Source organism: Sorangiineae bacterium MSr12523, from assembly GCA_037157775.1.
In the GTDB taxonomy this organism is placed as follows: Bacteria; Myxococcota_A; Polyangia; order Polyangiales; family Polyangiaceae; genus Pendulispora; species Pendulispora brunnea.
This window is the reverse complement of the sequence record CP089982.1, coordinates 9722657-9738745: the sequence shown is the minus strand read 5'-3', so window position 1 is coordinate 9738745 and position 16089 is coordinate 9722657. Positions and strand designations below refer to the sequence as shown.

The 16089-nt window shown below is 61.9% G+C and carries 15 protein-coding genes; 4 read left to right on the top strand and 11 right to left on the bottom strand.

Translation table 11 applies throughout. The features are described from left to right. Positions 1 to 564: 564 nt before the first annotated feature. Complete coding sequence (locus tag LZC95_38025; GenBank protein ID WXA92242.1) at positions 565 to 2463, top strand: immunoglobulin domain-containing protein; 1899 nt, start codon at positions 565 to 567, stop codon at positions 2461 to 2463. Between the two features lie 87 nt (positions 2464 to 2550). Here the strand turns inward: LZC95_38025 and LZC95_38020 are convergent, their stop codons facing one another. Then, positions 2551 to 3120 carry a GNAT family N-acetyltransferase gene (locus LZC95_38020; protein WXA92241.1) on the bottom strand — a complete coding sequence of 190 codons (570 nt, stop codon included), beginning with the start codon at positions 3118 to 3120 and terminating at the stop codon, positions 2551 to 2553. Further along, positions 3117 to 3683, bottom strand: a complete 567-nt coding sequence (locus LZC95_38015; protein WXA92240.1) for a GNAT family N-acetyltransferase — start codon at positions 3681 to 3683, stop codon at positions 3117 to 3119. The genes LZC95_38020 and LZC95_38015 overlap by 4 nt, the downstream gene beginning before the upstream one ends. A gap of 459 nt (positions 3684 to 4142) precedes the next feature. Between LZC95_38015 and LZC95_38010 the strand changes: the two genes are divergently transcribed. Beyond that, positions 4143 to 4808 (top strand): alpha/beta hydrolase, encoded by a 666-nt coding sequence (locus LZC95_38010; protein WXA92239.1) that lies wholly within the window; start codon positions 4143 to 4145, stop codon positions 4806 to 4808. A gap of 7 nt (positions 4809 to 4815) precedes the next feature. Here LZC95_38010 and LZC95_38005 read toward each other — a convergent pair whose 3' ends face one another. From LZC95_38005 to LZC95_37990, 4 genes are read right to left on the bottom strand one after another with little or no spacing between them, the layout of a single operon-like run. Further along, entirely contained in the window at positions 4816 to 5874 is a 1059-nt protein-coding gene (locus LZC95_38005) for a class I SAM-dependent methyltransferase (protein ID WXA92238.1), read from the bottom strand. A gap of 10 nt (positions 5875 to 5884) precedes the next feature. Further along, positions 5885 to 6097 (bottom strand): DUF5989 family protein, encoded by a 213-nt coding sequence (locus LZC95_38000; protein WXA92237.1) that lies wholly within the window; start codon positions 6095 to 6097, stop codon positions 5885 to 5887. Then, positions 6094 to 7893 (bottom strand): carbamoyltransferase, encoded by a 1800-nt coding sequence (locus LZC95_37995; GenBank protein ID WXA92236.1) that lies wholly within the window; start codon positions 7891 to 7893, stop codon positions 6094 to 6096. The genes LZC95_38000 and LZC95_37995 overlap by 4 nt, the downstream gene beginning before the upstream one ends. After that, on the bottom strand, positions 7890 to 8402 hold the full coding sequence (locus tag LZC95_37990) for a hypothetical protein (protein ID WXA92235.1): 513 nt from the start codon (positions 8400 to 8402) through the stop codon (positions 7890 to 7892). The genes LZC95_37995 and LZC95_37990 overlap by 4 nt, the downstream gene beginning before the upstream one ends. Positions 8403 to 9017: 615 nt before the next feature. Here LZC95_37990 and LZC95_37985 point away from each other — a divergent pair. Next, on the top strand, positions 9018 to 9989 hold the full coding sequence (locus LZC95_37985) for a hypothetical protein (protein WXA92234.1): 972 nt from the start codon (positions 9018 to 9020) through the stop codon (positions 9987 to 9989). Positions 9990 to 10031: 42 nt separating this feature from the next. On the opposite strand, the gene LZC95_37980 is transcribed toward LZC95_37985, so the two are convergent. Together LZC95_37980 and LZC95_37975 are read right to left on the bottom strand one after the other, a co-directional pair. Next, entirely contained in the window at positions 10032 to 10427 is a 396-nt protein-coding gene (locus LZC95_37980; GenBank protein ID WXA92233.1) for a hypothetical protein, read from the bottom strand. Between the two features lie 41 nt (positions 10428 to 10468). After that, the gene (locus LZC95_37975; GenBank protein WXA92232.1) at positions 10469 to 11392 is read right to left on the bottom strand and encodes a S1 family peptidase; all 924 of its coding nucleotides are present in this window, start codon (positions 11390 to 11392) and stop codon (positions 10469 to 10471) included. A 199-nt stretch (positions 11393 to 11591) separates the two neighbouring features. Here LZC95_37975 and LZC95_37970 point away from each other — a divergent pair, with 199 nt between their 5' ends. Then, positions 11592 to 12221 carry a TetR family transcriptional regulator gene (locus LZC95_37970; GenBank protein WXA92231.1) on the top strand — a complete coding sequence of 210 codons (630 nt, stop codon included), beginning with the start codon at positions 11592 to 11594 and terminating at the stop codon, positions 12219 to 12221. On the opposite strand, the gene LZC95_37965 is transcribed toward LZC95_37970, so the two are convergent. The 3 genes from LZC95_37965 to LZC95_37955 form a co-directional block, all read right to left on the bottom strand. Beyond that, complete coding sequence (locus tag LZC95_37965; protein ID WXA92230.1) at positions 12218 to 13417, bottom strand: acyl-CoA dehydrogenase family protein; 1200 nt, start codon at positions 13415 to 13417, stop codon at positions 12218 to 12220. The two genes, LZC95_37970 and LZC95_37965, sit on opposite strands and share 4 nt — an antisense overlap. 100 nt (positions 13418 to 13517) lie before the next feature. Continuing rightward, on the bottom strand, positions 13518 to 14483 hold the full coding sequence (locus LZC95_37960) for a formylglycine-generating enzyme family protein (protein WXA92229.1): 966 nt from the start codon (positions 14481 to 14483) through the stop codon (positions 13518 to 13520). Beyond that, positions 14480 to 16021, bottom strand: coding sequence for an arylsulfatase (locus LZC95_37955; GenBank protein ID WXA92228.1), 1542 nt, complete (start codon positions 16019 to 16021; stop codon positions 14480 to 14482). Before LZC95_37955 ends, LZC95_37960 begins: the two co-directional genes overlap by 4 nt. Positions 16022 to 16089 lie beyond the last annotated feature (68 nt).

The following is a 16089-nucleotide window of genomic DNA, read 5'->3' as shown; positions in this document are numbered from 1 at the left end:
TCTTTGTGACATTCACGAGCCGAAAATGGTCGCACGACGTCGTTGATTTACATTGATTTACCTCGCGACTCGCTTGCGCGCGAGCTCGCCGTGCGCCATATAATGGCGCAACGCAAGCGTTTAACCTGCAAAGGCTTTATCGATGTTGCGGGCAACAGAAGCCGTTGCACGATGAATTTGAATGCGATGAATCGCTCCTTCGGTGTGAACGTAGGGATAGGATTTGTGACGAATATATTCGTCGTCTTCGAGTCAACCGCATAGCGGGTTGCTCCGGAGCGCTCTCGCGCCGAATACCACTCCGCTGGTCCTGGCATCTCGAACCCGCCTGCGGCAATTGCCACTGATAATCAACCCCGGAGACCCATGTACAAGACACCGTCTCGCGCCCGGCCCCTATGCTCCCCGTCGCCAATCGGCGCGATGTGTCTGGCTCGGACACTCGTTCTCGTTCTCGTTCTCGTTCTCGTTCACTGTAGTGCCGATTCCGGGCCATCGAGCGCCGGCGGCCCAGGTACGTTGGCGCCGAATGTCGAGATCGAGACACAACCTACCAATTTGACGGTGACAGACGGCCAGCCTGCTCGCTTCTCGGTGGCGGCCAGCGGAAATCAGCCGCTGACGTACCAGTGGAAACAGGGCAGCACGCCGGTGCCTGGCGCCAGCACTGCAACGCTCTCGATACCCACGACTATTTACAGCTACCATAACGGCGCCACCTACAGCGTTGTCGTTACTGACGCAGCCGGTTCGCAACTCGCCAGTCAGAGCGCCACCCTGACGATCAATCCCAAGCCGCCCACGATTACGGAATCCCCCCTTAGCGCGACGGTCGTTCCCGATTCAACGGCCACTTTCGCGGTAGCAGCCTATGGATCCCTTCCGCTGACCTACCAGTGGAACCGCAACGGCGTCGCGATCGCGGGAGCCACCACGCGGTCTTACACGACCGGTCCCAATACCCGTGCGCAGAATAATCTCGATGCTTACACGGTTACCATCACCAACGGTGCCAAGCAGACGACGACGAGCGCACCGGCGCTCTTGACCGTTGCTGCCGGCTCGCTCGCGCCCTCCATCGTCGTGGATTGCACCGAGGAGGACGCCGCGGTGGCCCACCAGGTGACGTATCGTCGCGGGGTGGTGGAAGGCTTCGACATCGGTCGCGCGCACAGGCCTCCGTCCACGATCGTCGGGAATGTAAAGAACGATATCCAAACTTCGGGGGTCAATTTTCTCAATGCGACGCTCGACATCAACTCTTCGGAGGACACGCCCTTTTTCGCGTACACGGCACCGAATCTGACCCCCAGCACATCAGGCAGCGCACCCCTCGTGCAGACGTTCAACCTTCTACGGAGCGATGCCACGTCCAGCGCTCTACCGGCCGCAGTGCAGATCAGCGGCACGCCCGCCGCCTACCCGAGCAGCAACCTCGATTCGGGCTATGAACGCCCTTGTCCACCAAAGGGCCCCCAACCCGTCGGCAACTTTTACCCCTTACCCTCGCCGGGAACCATGATGCAGGTGGCCCAGAACGCGGTGGAAAGTTGGATGGGTGATCTTAACTCGTCATTTCCGGGCGCTATCTGGATCGGCACGCAGGAGCCGTCGCATACCCTGGGCTTTTCGACTACTTACGATAACAACGGCTGCGCCGATGTATCTGCTGCGGACGTGAGCAAGGCCGTGTCGACGAATATCCAGCGCTTCATCTCCTACTGGACACCCATCGCGCAATACCTTCGTGCCAACCACATGCTGAGCGGTGGCATCCAGCTGAATTCGGGAAATAGCGACTTCTACGATTTTGCTGCCAAACAAATTATTTCCGAGCCAATGCCGCTCGACTATTTCACGATTCAGAATTACTCGCCGTCACCAACCATCACTCAGTCCATCTACAACGCCTATCAAGAGTTTCAGCAACACCCCGACTACCTCGACGTCAAGGTCATCATCGATCGCTACGGCCTTTCCCTTGGCCAGAACGAGTACACGACCGCTGCCGGTATGATCCAGTTCCTGCAACGCGAAGCCGAGCTTATGCCATATGCCGACATGATGTACGGCTACGCGGTGGCGACCATCGGAATAGAAGGCGCGCCGAATGCTGGGCCTACCATCTTGCCGCCCGTGTTGAAGTGGCTCCAGGCCGCGCCAGCGCCACTTCGCCCGCTCACTTCCACCACGAGCGACCTACAGGCGTTCGCCCTGGTTCAAAAGAATGCATCTCGACGTGCTTACGTTGCAATCTGGAATGCCTCTACAACGGTTTCCTACACGACTGCGCTCGTTCTGAAAGGCTTCAGCCCCGACGTCACCGCATCGAGCCTCACCATCCTGAAAGGCAGTGGAACCAGCATCACCTCGCTCGACCAATCTGGAATTACGGTCAGCGGCTACACGATCGGCGGCTTGTCACTGAACGGCGGCGAGTTCCTGTTGATCAGCCTCCAATGAAAAGCACTCCGGAGAATACCGTCGGCACTCGTGCACTCAAAGCCAGTCCATGCGCTCAGAGAGGTTCGCTCAAAAGCTCGTATCGAATCATAGATACGTCCGTTCGTCCGCGCACTCGGTGCGAAGAATGGAGTCGCGGATTTTGCGATACGGGGCCGGATCGTCGATGAGCAGGCTCTTTTGGAGCCACAGCGCGTTCTCGAGATTCCCGCCCAACCTGCCGACCTCGTAGAGCACCGCCGCCGGCTTGAATCCGTAGGTGACGCATCCCGAGACGCTCACCCGATTCTTGTCACTCACAATCGAGACGATGGATCGAAACCCACGGCGCCGCGCCACGTGAACGGCGCAGGCGAGCAACCGGGCGCCGATGAGGCCGCGCTTTCCGATCGTCACGTATGCCGAGATCTCGGCGATGCGCGGATAGGTCGGCCTTACGGCGAACGGGCGGAGAGAGCACCAACCGACGACCTCACCCTGCCCCGCCTCGAGGACCCAAGCGCCAAAGGGCGCTGCCACCTCCGACATCCAGCGGCGCCGGCTCTCGGCGGTCACCTGCGCCAGCTCGGGCGTCACGTACACGCCGGGCGGCATGGCCTCGTTGTAAATGCGCGCGATCGCCTCCGCGTCCTGGAGCTCTGCTTTTCGGAACGTCATTGGCCCGGCTCCTCGTATGCGAGGTACTTCTGCATAAGCACGATGTCGCACCATTCGTCGTCGCCCGTTTGGAGGGCACCGGAGAGGCCTCCCACGCTGACGAATCCGAGACGGACGGCCCACGCCATCGGGTGCGTCGGCTCGCTGGGGAGCACGACGAGCACAGTGTGGAGACGATGCGCGTGCGCGCGCTCGAGCAAATGCGCGGCCAGCCGGCGGCCGAGCCCGCGACGCCGGCGCGAAGTCGCGACCACGAGGCTGATCTCCGCGCAGACATTGTACACGGGGCGGTAGGTGTGCGGCGCGAGCGCCCCCCACGCGATGAGGCGGCCGCCTTCGTACAATCCGTACGCCTCGAACTTCGCCTCGCCGCCGAAGAGACGCGACCGCAAGTATCCGCGGTCCATCGGCGCGGGCCCCTCCGGGGACGCGCCCGCGATCGCAGCCTCGTCGCAGAGCGCGGCGATGTCCTCCAGATCGCCGGCCTCGAGACGCCGCATCGTCACGCTCGGCCGCGCGTCCTCCGGTCTTAGCGCGGTGCTATCATTCAGGGGTCTGGTCATCTGCATTTTCTCCGCCGAACACCGCTATCGCGTCTTCGAGGAAGTGGCTACGGCAAGCTCCTTCCGCTCGATGTTTTCGGCAGCGTCATCGGCCGGGGGGCAAAACAGGAGGAACCAGGGGGTCCGAATCGGATCAGGCTTTCCGGAATGGCTGCAAGAGCTTGCGTACATGTCGAATGCCAATCTCTGGCGTCGCCGTTAATGTCCATCGACCAGGCTTCAGAAGAGTTGCGTGAATTTCGCTTGTTCGAGAACAACGGGAGTCGCGAACGCACCTACCAATGCTCACCGCGGATCTTCATTCGTGTGTGGTCGATTCGGTTCTTGGTTAGAATGGACTGATTCATGACGACAATTTCGGTTTCCGGCACCACCGTTCACTATACGAAGATGGGACATGGACCTGCGCTGGTCCTCGTGCATGGAACGAGCATGGACAGCCAGACCAACTTCGGTCATGTGCTCGAGCGCTTTTCCGATCGACGGGAAGTCGTCAGTATCAACTATGCTGGATGCTCGAATTCGACGATCCCCGAGGGAGACTTATCACTCGACATTCTCGTCGAGCAGGTCGCCAGTGCGATTCGCCACGCTTCCAGTGGGCCCGTCGACCTGTTAGGCGATTCTCTGGGCGCGGTGGTGTCGGCTGCGACAGCGGCGCGCCATCCGGATCTCGTGCGGCGGTTGGTGCTGATTGCGGGCTGGGCGAACAGCGGAGATCCGCGCCATCAGTTGATCTTCAGCACCTGGGCGCGGCTCGAGGCCCAAGATTCCGAGCTAGGAATGCGCTACGGTCTCTCCCTCGCGCTCACCCCGTCGTTCGTCACGTCGCTTGGTCATGAAAATATCGAGGAAATCATTGCTCAAAAGCCCCCTGCGCACACGATTCGGCGTATCGAGTTCGCCTTGCGAGTCGACATACACGAAGAGGTGAAGAAGATAACGGCGCCCACGCTGATCATTCGCGGGCAACACGATTTCATGATTCCAGAATACCAAACGCGTGTTCTGCACGAGGCGATTGCGGGGAGCGAATACGTGGCGCTCGAGAGCGGCCACGGAGTCTTGCTCGAACGACCAAACGAGGTGGTTGCGCTCGTTCGTAAGTTCCTTCTAGAAACCTGATATGGTGCTATTTCGGACAGTCGTTTCGAGAATCCACCTTGCGGCCTACGGTGATCCATAAACCGCCTTCGTGCCAAAGGCTGCCCGCCCAACGGATTTGGGCCAGCCAGTTCTCGAAGTGCCAATTGTCGTCCGCGGCCGTGAAGAACTCGTCACCCTGAAGCGGTTCGGCGGCTATTAGGGAATCGGGGTACGTGCGAAGGTATTCGACCCCGTTCTCGCGAAACCAATGTTGGACTTCGGCCGTCGTGTGACGGTGCTCCTCGGGGTGTAGGTACTGATCGCGCAGCCACGCGTCCCGCCGCGCGGGCTCCGCGTTTCGGTCGCGGAGCACCGGGTCGAATGGAATGAGCTTGAACCCGCTCAGGCGCCCGAGCGCGCGCCGGAGTCGGTGGGGGATGCGCGCATACGCATTGTACAGACCGAGCACGATCGTTCCGCCCGGCTTCGCGAGCTTGGCCAGCGCAGCGAAGGACGCGCGGGGATCGGGCGTGTGGTGCAAAACGCCGGAACAATAAACGACGTCGAACGCTCCCGGGCGAAGTCCAGGTTTCCGTAGATCGGTCTCCACGAAGGTGACGCGATCGACACCAAATCGCCGGGCCGCGGCGCCCCCGAGTTCGAGCGAGGCACGTGTCAGATCGGCCCCGAGCACCACGCGGTTGGCCGTGGCGAGAAAAAGGCTCATCTGGCCGGTTCCGCACCCGACCTCCAGCACGCGGGCATCGCCAGGGATGGCGCGATCCAGGAGCCGCGCGAATTCGCTGCGTTCGGCGCGAGCGCGCAAGCTCCCAAGGCTGTCCCTCGGCGGATACCCCGGAAAAGGTGCGACGGAATAGAACTCGCGAACCACCTCGGTTCGCTGGTCGGCGTCGACCCGCAAATTGGGTATGCCGTTTCGGACGTCGAACCGCGCTGCGCAATCGGTGCACGCGATACCGGCCTCCGAGCCCACCGAGAACGCCTCCAGTGCGCCGGCGCAGGCGGGGCACGCCATGAGCTCCAAGCTCGCCTTCGAAATGCGCGCGATGTCACGCGCGGCCATGGCGCTCGCTGCCGAGGTCACGCTTCACCCCTCAGAAGATCGTATAGATGAATGGCGCCATGACCTCCACCGTGCTGGCCACGACCAGGAGGAGTCCCGTCAAACATAGGAACACCAAAAGCGGAACGACCCAGCGGTTCTTCTTCTCGTTCTTCCAAATTGCCGCAGCGGTTTCCGCGATGGAGGGTGCGGCGCTCGCAAGTACGCTCAACCCGCGTCGAAATTTTCCGCGTCGCTTGATCATTCTGCCGCTTCCTCTGCATCGCTCGCCGCGGCATTGCCATCTTCGCGGATGGCGCCCGCGCGCTCTTTTCTCACCAGAGTATCTCCCGCTACGAGCAAGTCGATGCCGCATCGGCGAAACGTGGAGTACCCCTCCACCGCTCGATTGACGATGGGTTCGCCCGCCAGATTGAACGATGTATTGAGCAGCACCGGGATGCCGCTCCGCCGACCGTACGCCTCGAGAAGAGCGTAGAATTGCGGCTCCGTCGCGCGGTCGACCGTTTGCAGTCGCGCCGTGCCGTCGACATGCGTGATCGCCGCCAAGCGCGATTGCCACTCCGCCCGCACGGGGAACACCCCCGACATGAAGCGCGCAAGACGTGCACCTCCAGGCGGCAAATCGAAATACGTGCTCGCGGCCTCGATGGGAACGGCGGGCGCGAACGGACGGAATTCCTCTCGATACTTGATCTCGCGATTTAGCCGGTCGCGCGTCTCGGCGCCCTGCGGGGAACATAAAATGCTGCGATGCCCCAATGCGCGCGGGCCGAACTCGCTGGCTCCTTGCATCCAGCCGACGATCTTTCCCGCATGGAGCTCGTCCGCGATGCGTGCGACCAGCGCCTCCCCGTTCGGGAGCTGCTCCTGCGCAAATCCATCTTCCCTCGCCACCCGCGCCAGCTCGTCGGGGGCCAAGGTTGGGCCCCAGTACGGATGATCGGCAAAGGGCCGATCGGGCTGCCCGAAATGGATCCGGTCCGCATAGAGTGCCGCGCCCAGCGCACAACCCGCATCACCCGGCGCGGGAGGGACGAAGACGTTGTCGAACCCGGACTCACGCAGGATTCGAGCATTCGCGCAGCCATTGAGTGCCACGCCCCCGCCGAGGCACAGATCGGATAGCCCGGTACTTTTTCGAAGCTCACGCGTTAGATCCACCAGGATCTCTTCCAGCACGAGTTGCACGCTGGCCGCGATATCCGCATAGCGGGCACCCTCGGGGGTGCCAGGGTCGAGCGGTTCGTACGGAAGGCGTGGTGGACCGAACGTGTCGATGAACTTTGCCGAGTACGAGCGCTTCGAGGTGGTGTGGTAGTCGAAGTAGCTCATTTCCAACGCAAACGCGCCATCTGCCGTTCGGCGCGCAATCTTACGCACGGCGTCGGCGAAACGCGGCTTGCCGTACGACGCGAGCCCCATGACTTTGTATTCGCCTTCGTTGACGGCGAAGCCCAAGAATGCCGTGAACGTCGAATAGAGCATTCCCAACGAGTGCGGGAAGCGAATCTCACGGAGTAGAACGAGGTCGGTCTTGCCGCCCGGTGTGCGGTGGCCGCGCCCGATGGAGAGTGTGGCCCACTCTCCCACGCCGTCGACGGTCAAGATTGCGGCGTTCTGTGTGGGGGCCGTGAGAAATGCGGCGGCCGCGTGCGAGCGATGATGCTCGGCAAACAGGATTTTTCCACCGGGGATACCCAAGTGGGAACTGATGATTCCTTTGATCCAGACTTTTTCCCCCAGGGAGTTTTTCATCGCTTGGGGAAAACTTCGCCACGACTTTGGAAATGCCCGGAGCGCGCACGTCAGGATGCGCTCGAATTTGAGCATCGGCTTTTCGTAAAAGACCACGGCATCGAGGTCCTCGGGCTCCAACTGGCCTTGCTCGAGGCACCACTCGATGGCTTCGAGCGGAAATGCGGCGTCGTTTTTTCGGCGCGACAGGCGTTCCTGCTGGACGGCCGCGACGGGCAAGCCATCCACCAAGAGCGCAGCCGCCGCGTCGTGATAATGCGCCGAGATTCCCAGGATCTTCATCGGTACTGTGACCTCATGGAGTGCGGCCGTGCGTCGGCCGCGGTCCAACCTTCCGGTTCGCTTCTTGCGGCTCGTTTGGCCAAAAAGGCGAAAACCGGAAGAAGCACGAAATACTGCACCAAGAGGAACACCGCGCCGAACACGCCTGCAACCGCCACGGACAGCCGCAAGTAGGCTTTCCACATGCGGCTCATGCGCGCGAGCCAGAGACGCGTTGCATATCGCCGCGGCTCGATGCGCTTGAGTTGCTTGTGCGTGTAATTCATGTGAAACGCCTCGTCCTTCAAGATCTCGCCGAACACCGCGCGCGTTTCCGGATCGATGGCCAACACGTCGTGATAGACGGCGAAGCGCGTGGCGGCAGCCCGCTCCGAGAGGTGCAAGAACGCGAGCAGTGAATGATCGTTCTCTTTTTCGACCTGCAAGTCGTCGAGGCCACGTTCGCCGGGCGATAGCCAATTGGCTTGCAGACTGACCGCGGGGCCGTTCTGACGCAGTGCTCGTAGCATCGCCTTGCCCCGTTTTCGAAAGAGATCCGCGTGACGTTGTTCGTCGAGGGCGTGTCGGATGTACAATCGGCGCAAAAGTGCATCGTTGGTGAGTTCGGCGGCTCGAGCGATATCGCGACCCCCGTCAGCCTCGGTCTCTGCAAACCGAAGCAACTTGTGCGCTCGCCGATGTGGATCGGCCCAGACCCACCGATGCAGTGGAAATAACCAACGATCGGCTCCCCGGACTTTGACGGTTGAACTGCTCGCCACCGAATTTGCTTCCTTCCTCGAGAGCCGCCAGTAAAGCTCTCGGGCTTCAGCCCTCGACAGTTCGTGTAGCTCAAATCGATTCCGAGGAACATGGTACGCGACGATCCAGGATCGCCTACATCCAAGGTCCCCTCTACGGGAGCATCGCCCAAAACACCGATTCGGCGCATCGCCGTCGAATGTATTTTTGTGGCACTGGGCGCCGCCCTTCTTGTCTGGGCTTGGCGAGCCGACCGCCGATGGTTCGAAGTTCACACGATGCACAACCGTTGTGCCGAGAATTCGTACGAGCTCACACGATATGCTCTCGAACGTGCCATCCTTGCGGTGGGCGGCCTCGGGGTGGCGCTTGGATTGAGGCCCATGGCTGGACGGTGGGCTGCGCGCCACTCACACGGAGAGCTGATCGGGGCCGTTGCCCGAATCGGCGTGGCCATCGCGCTGTCGGTCGGAGTGAGCGAGCTCATTTTGCGTTGGAAGATGAACATGAGCCCGACCTCGGCCCCCGTCGAGGTACCAGCGACCCATGCCGATGCGCGATACGGCTGGCGGTACGACGCTCCCCACTCCAACTACAACATCGTGATGAACGGGCATGTCGTCCCTGTCGCCATCAACGCCCGCGGTGAACGTGCGCGCACCGAAAATGACCTGCCCGAGCTGTCGCAGCCCACGATCGTGTTCGTCGGCGAGTCCGTCGTGCTGGGGCTTGGCATCACGTACGAGGAGTCTTTTCCGGCGCTCGTCGGCGAGGCACTGGGGGTGCAGATCGCGAATCTGGCAGTGCACGCCTATGGCGATGATCAATCGTACGTGCGCCTGCACGACGCATTGCCCGATTTCGAGCATCCCATTGCCGTGGTCCAGCTCGTGTTCGAAGATCTGCTGGAGCGAAATGTCGAACGAGAACGCACCCATCTCCGGCTGCAGGACGATGGAACCTTCGTCAGCATCCCGCGCACGCCGCGCGAAGATCGCTGGCGTCTAAGCCTGCTCGCGGAACGATTGGCTCGGTATCAGAGCGATGAAGCCATCGAGGTTGCGCGCACCACCTATCGGGCGATGGTCTCCATGGCCAAGGCGCGCGGCGCGGTTCCGCTCATCGTGCTGACCAATTACCAAGGGCCTTGCCTCCCCGACGAGACGGGCGCCCCATCCCTCGAGCGAATCCTCTTCGAGGGGCAAAATCTGCCCTATATCCGCGTCGATCTCGATCCTAGCTGGATTCTCCCAAACGGGCACCCCGACGCCCGCGCCTCGCGAAGACTCGCGGAGGCCGTTCAGGCTGCGTTGGCTCCAAAGCTTCCCGAATTGCGAGCGCGCATTCGCTTGTAGGGGAAATCGAGCAGGAGCCGTGCGCCGGCTCCTGCGCAATACCTAGCGAATGTCGCGTACGACGTAGTCTTCGGGGCCGTCGGTGGCCAAGAAATGCCAAACAGCGTCTTGCCCAGGCTTGAGAATGGCAACGTTGCCCTCGTGGCGTCCACTGGTCCGTTCGAGCTCGCCCTGTCGATGGTTTCGGCGGAACACGGCTACCACTTTGACCTGGGTGTTGCCGGTATTCTTGAATTTCACCCAGCGGTTGCCGAGTCCAGCTTCCCAGCACGGATTCGCGGCGGACGCGTCATCGCTGCATTCGGGAACGCGGCGATCGGCAAGGACGGCATCGTCGGTATTCTCGTCCTGCGATTCCGCGGCGAAGGCGGTCGAGGCGACGGCTCCCGAGAGTGCCGTGAGGATCGTGAGAGCATGAATTTTCGAAAGACGTTTCATGATGTGTCTGCCTTGGAAAGAAAAATTGGATTTAGCCCGCCTCACTGCGCAAGCGTCGATTTCAGCCACGCATGGACCTTGGCATCGGTCTTGTCGTCGAGGCGGACATGCCAGTTGGAATACATTTGGCTGTCGTGCCAGCCCGTCGAATTCACGCCCACCACGATGTTGGGTTTGCCCTTGCGAAAGACGGGGGCGCCGGAATCTCCGGAGCACAACGTGGGGCCAAGGCGCAGATTGGAATCCGTGAAGAACATGACCTTCTCGATCTTCTTGCGAAGGGCTTCCGAGATAGGGGGCGGCGGTGGCGGCGATTCCGGATCGGGCGTGGTGGCGCGGAGCGCGGGAATGGCCTTGGCGTCCGCATACCGCAACTCGGGTCGCTGGTTGAACTGCAAACAATCTTCGCCGTAGCCTTGCAACGTCAGGGCGTCTCCCGGATGAACGGCGCTAAAATCGATTTTGGCGGTGGGAATGTTTTTGATCTTGGCCGCAGATTCGGCGGTCAGCAGGATCACCGCCAAATCGGACCCCTCGCCGAGTGTCAGGGGTTTCTTCGCAAATACCGGCTCGAGCAAGGTCTTTTCGACGGTCACTTTCACGTACCCCAACCCGATTGCCGTCTGCTCTTTCGACACGAAGCACGCCGGTTCACTTTTGGTGCAGCCGGCCGGTACGAGCTTGGCTTTATTGGACACGAACAGATTCCCGCCCGGTTTGAACGGGCCATCGATTTTCTTGCTTTCATCGAGAGCGCAGTGCCCAGCGGTCAGAATGTGCCGGGGCCCGATCTTGGTCGCGGTACACGCCACCTCGAGACTCGTCAGATGAAGCGTCGAAGGAAACTGCCCATCGCGCGCGTTCGGTGCACTCTCCCCTCCCTCTCCGGACAACGATGCTTCGTTTTGCCCGATTTCGTCGGCCTCCGGTGCTTCACCGCACCCGGCGAGAATCGCAAAGCCCATCGCAAGAATACCGAAACGCGAAAAATGAATACTCGACACGAAATGCCCTTTCTCCGTGCATGGCGAAAACCGATGCGCTCACGCCAGCAGCGAATGGTCCTCCTATACACCGACGAGGGCTGATTTCTGAGTATCAATATGTATCAAATCAATGCACGAACAGGCGTGATCGGATATAGTCCAAGCGGGTGGTTTGGATATGTCAACGAGTACGGCCAAGAAGAGCAAACGAACGGAAAATGCCGAGCTGACGAACCGTGGAGCCCAGCGCCGCGACGATCTGGTCAAGGCAGCGCTGCGCATCGTCGTGCGCGAAGGACCGAGTGCGGTCAGCCTGCGCACGGTCGCCAAGGAAGCGGCGGCGAGCCACGGCCTGGTCGCCTATTATTTCGGGACCCGCGGCGCCCTCATGGTGGCTGTCGTCGAGAAGGTGTGCGGGTACATTGCCACCACCTTTGGCGCGATCATCCCAGATCTGGAAGCGGCCGCGTCCGATCCGTCGCGATTTGCTGCCGTGCTGGTTCGTTACAACATCGACCATGTGGTCAATCATCCCGATATTGGCGTGGCGTTGTACGAGATCAACCTCGCGGCGATCCGCGAACCGGAGCTGCGCCCGGCGCTGCTCAAATGGGGAAAGATTCACGCGGCCCTGTGCCGCAAGGCATTCGTCGCCCTGGGCTCGAAAGAGCCGGAAAAGGATTATGCTTTCGTGCTGCACGCGATTGGCGGATTGATCCTGGGGCAGTCGGCCTTGCCGCGCCGGAAATTCGAAGCCGGAATCTTCGCACCCGCGGTGGAGCGCCTCGTCTACAGCATTTTGCGCTAGAGCATCGCCGTGTTGGTGGGGAGGCCCAGCAGCAGGCGCCCGGTGACTTCGTACGTGGATTCGCCCACCATCATGTGCTGGGTCGCAACATGCACGTCGCGCAGGCAGCGCTGAATGGGCGAGGCCTCGAATACCGCACTCCCGCCCGCCGTCGTGTGCATGCGATTCACCACGGCGGCCGCTTCTTCGGTGGCAAAGGTCGTTGCGAGACGGATATCCCGTTTGTGCTCGGTGGATATCCCTTCGGTCTCGACCGCCGCGGACCATGCCGCATCCACCGCCTCCAGCACGAGGGCGCGTGCCGCCCGCCAGCGTGCTTCCGCGCGCGCCACGTGCTCTTGCGTCGAGGGGCGCTCGGCAAGTAGCCGCGTGCTGCCCTGCGGGGTTTTCTTCGTCGCCAGCTCGATCAGGCTGTCGATGGCCACGCGCGCCACGCCCAAGGCGACGGCCGCGATACCCAGGCCGAGCAGGCCAAACAAAGGAAAACGGTACAGCGGGCCGGGCAGGGGTGTGTCCGTCATCAATGCGGTCGAGCGGGCCGCCGGCACGAACAGCTCGTGCACGCCGAATTCGTTGCTGCCGGTTCCTCTCAGCCCGAGGGAATGCCAGGTATCGTGAATCTCGATTTGGTCGGCGCTGAATACCATGGACCGCACATTGGGCGTGCCGCCGGCGAGGGCCTCGGGTTTGCCATTCGCATCCAGCACCAGGCAGCCGCCGGTGACGTAGTCGGCATTGAGACAGCCGGAACCCCAGGGCCACCGCCCGCTGACCATGAAGCCTTCGACTCCATCGCGGGTCACGCGATGGGCCTGCCCGCGCGGCGCAAATACGCCGGCCCATTTGACTTCGGGGTGGGCGAACAGCACGCGCGCCTCGGTCTGCGGAAGATAAGCGCCCACGAGCGCCGAGGTGCAGGAGATGAACGTGCACCAAGCGGCCGAGGCATCGGCCCTGGCCAGCCGCTCGATGACCGTGACGAAGGTATGCACGTCGACTTCGTGACCACCGAGCGCTGCCGGCGTGAGCATGCGATAAAGCCCCGCCGCCGCCAGCTCCGCGGCGATGTCCTGCGGCAGAGAACGGCGGCTCTCGATGGCCGCGGTCGCTGCCTGCAGCCTGGGCGCCAGGCGCTCGGCCGCGTCCATCAATTGCCCGCGCATCGACCGACCTGCAACCTCGGATTCTCTCGGCATGGTTACCTCCTGCGCCTGCGGCGGTTCGAGCGGGGAAACGTCAACGGCGACGAAGTTATCCAGTCGGATAACTTTCGTCAAGCCGCGCCCCAGGAGGCGCTCAGTCCGACTTGGCGGTGCGGAAGCCCACGTGGGCGGTCGAGAGGCTGGCGTCTTGCGGGTGCCTTGCCGTGGCACGATGGCGGGCGCAGAAATTCGACGCGCACAGGTACGAGCCGCCCTTGATCACGCGGGGCTCGACTGGCTCGTGCTCCGCGGGCGCTGGCGCACCCTGGGCCTGGTGCGATCCTCGATAAGGATCGCTCGTCCACTCCCAGACATTCCCGATCATATCGTAGAGGCCAAATCCATTCGAGGAAAAGCACCCGACGGGCGAGCGGCCCGCGTAGCCGTCTTGGGCAAGGTTCTCGATGGGGAAATCACCTTGCCAAAAATTGGCCGCGGGCTTTCCTTCCCGCGTGGCCGGGGCACCATCGAGCGCGGCGCCGGCGACGCCCGCCCGAGCTGCAAGCTCCCATTCGGCTTCGGTGGGCAATCGCCGCCCGAGCCATCGCGCATACGCGGAGGCGTCCTCCAGCGTGAGCTGCACGACGGGCTCGTTGCCGCGATTGGTAATGTCACTCGGTGGCCCATCGGGGTGGCGCCAGTTGGCGCCGCGCTCGTAATGCCACCACGGCTCGTCTCCAATCGTATCGCGGGTGGGCTGGCGAAACACGGCTCCTCCGCTCTTTTCGGCGCCCGTCACGTACCCCGTGGCCTCGACGAAGGCTGCGAACTGGGCATTCGTCACCTCCGTGCGATCGATGAAAAAGCCGGCAACGCGCACCGGGCCTGCGGGGCGTTCATCGGCATAGCCGTGCATGCTCCCGAGCACGAACTCGTCACCATCGACGTGGACCATGCCGGCCGTCGGCGATGCGCCCCACTCGGGCGGCAGACCGCTGTATACGCCGCATTGGGCGCTCGATCCAAGACGTGCCGACGGCGTGTTGGTTCGAGCGCGAGCCCAAACGCCTCCCACAATTGCGGACGTTATCAGGATGGCGGCGAGGGTAAGCCGCCTCACGGCGCCCCCGAGCCTCCCGGAATGACGCCATTGGCGCGTTTGTATTCGGCCCATTGGGCTCGCAGCTCTTCGAAGAGCACGGGCTCTTCCATCGCCTTGTCGTGAGCCTCGGCCCCATCCGTCGATAAATCGAAAAGCTGCCATCGGCCCGAACCCAACGGGGGCTCGACCCACGTGATCTTCCACTGGTCCCGCCGCACGTATCGATCGCCAAAGAGCTCGTCGGCGAGAACGCTGCCGGCGGGGCGTACTCTCGTGGTATTGCCCTTTAGGCCGCGCAACATCGAAAAGCCGGTGATCGGATTCACCTCTCTTCCGCCGTATCGGGAACCCGGATTGGGAATATTGGCAATCTGGAGGAAGGTGGGCGCAAGATCCAAGGTCCGCGAGAGCCCCCGGAATGCTGCGCGACAATGTCCTTGTCGAGGCAGGTGCGCAATGGCCGGCACACGAACGCCTCCTTCGGTCGAATGACCTTTCCAAAGCCTGTACGGCGCCGCACTCACCTCGGCCCAGCGAGCTCCGTAGTTGATATTCGAGAGCGGACGCCCGATATTCTCGTACGAATTGTCGACGTTCGGCCCATTCGGAAAGGTAAACTCGCTTCCTTCTGCACCGTTGTCCGACTGAAAGAACACGAATGTGTCGTCGTACTCGCCAATTTCCTTCAGATGCTGCAGCAATCGGCCGATGTTCGCATCGAGGTGCTCGACCATGGCCGCATACACCTCCATGGTGCGGGCAGAAAACTTCTTCTGCTCTTCGGTCAGATCGTCCCATGCGGGATTGGCAGGCGTCGACGGCAGTGGCTGATTCGGCTCGAATGCCGCCGGAATGACGCCAAGCCGCTTCAATCGTGCGACGCGTCTCGAGCGCGTAGGCTCGAAGCCATCGTCGTACCGCCCGCGATAGCGATCGATGATTTCGGGTGGTGCCTGAAGAGGCCAATGCGGAGCCGTATAGGCAGCGTAAGCAAAGAACGGTTTACCGTCGCCTGCGTGCTCATCGATGTATGCGACGAGCTTGTCCGTGTAGAACGTGGTGGAGAAAAAGTCCGCCGGAATGGCGGTAAATACACCGTTCTCCCGATACTTCACGTCATCGTACGGCATGGGCTTTCCCGGCACGGGCGCGAAGTGCGACCCGCCACCACCGAGCAACGCGAACGACGATTCGAATCCGCGCGCCTTGGGACTCTGACTCTCTTCGAGCCCGAGATGCCATTTCCCTGCCATGTACGTGTGGTATCCGCCATCCCGCAGAAGTTCCGCAATGGAGAGCGAACGCTCGTTCAAATACCCTTCGTATCCAGGCTTCCCTCGCTGGGAAGGAAGCATCACCTCGGCCATCGAACCAAGGCCCGCGAGGTGATGATCCGTTCCGGAGAGGAGTTCGGACCGGGTGGGCGAGCACGTGGGCGCTGCGTAGTAATCCGTGAGAATGCGACCTTTGGCAGCCAGCGCATCGAGATTGGGCGTGGCGATTTCGCCGCCAAAAGCACCGATGTCGGAATAACCCAAGTCATCGGCCAGAATCATCAATATGTTCGGGCGTCTCCGTGGCGCGGCCTCCTCACCTCCGGCGGCATGGAGTTCATGGTCCATCG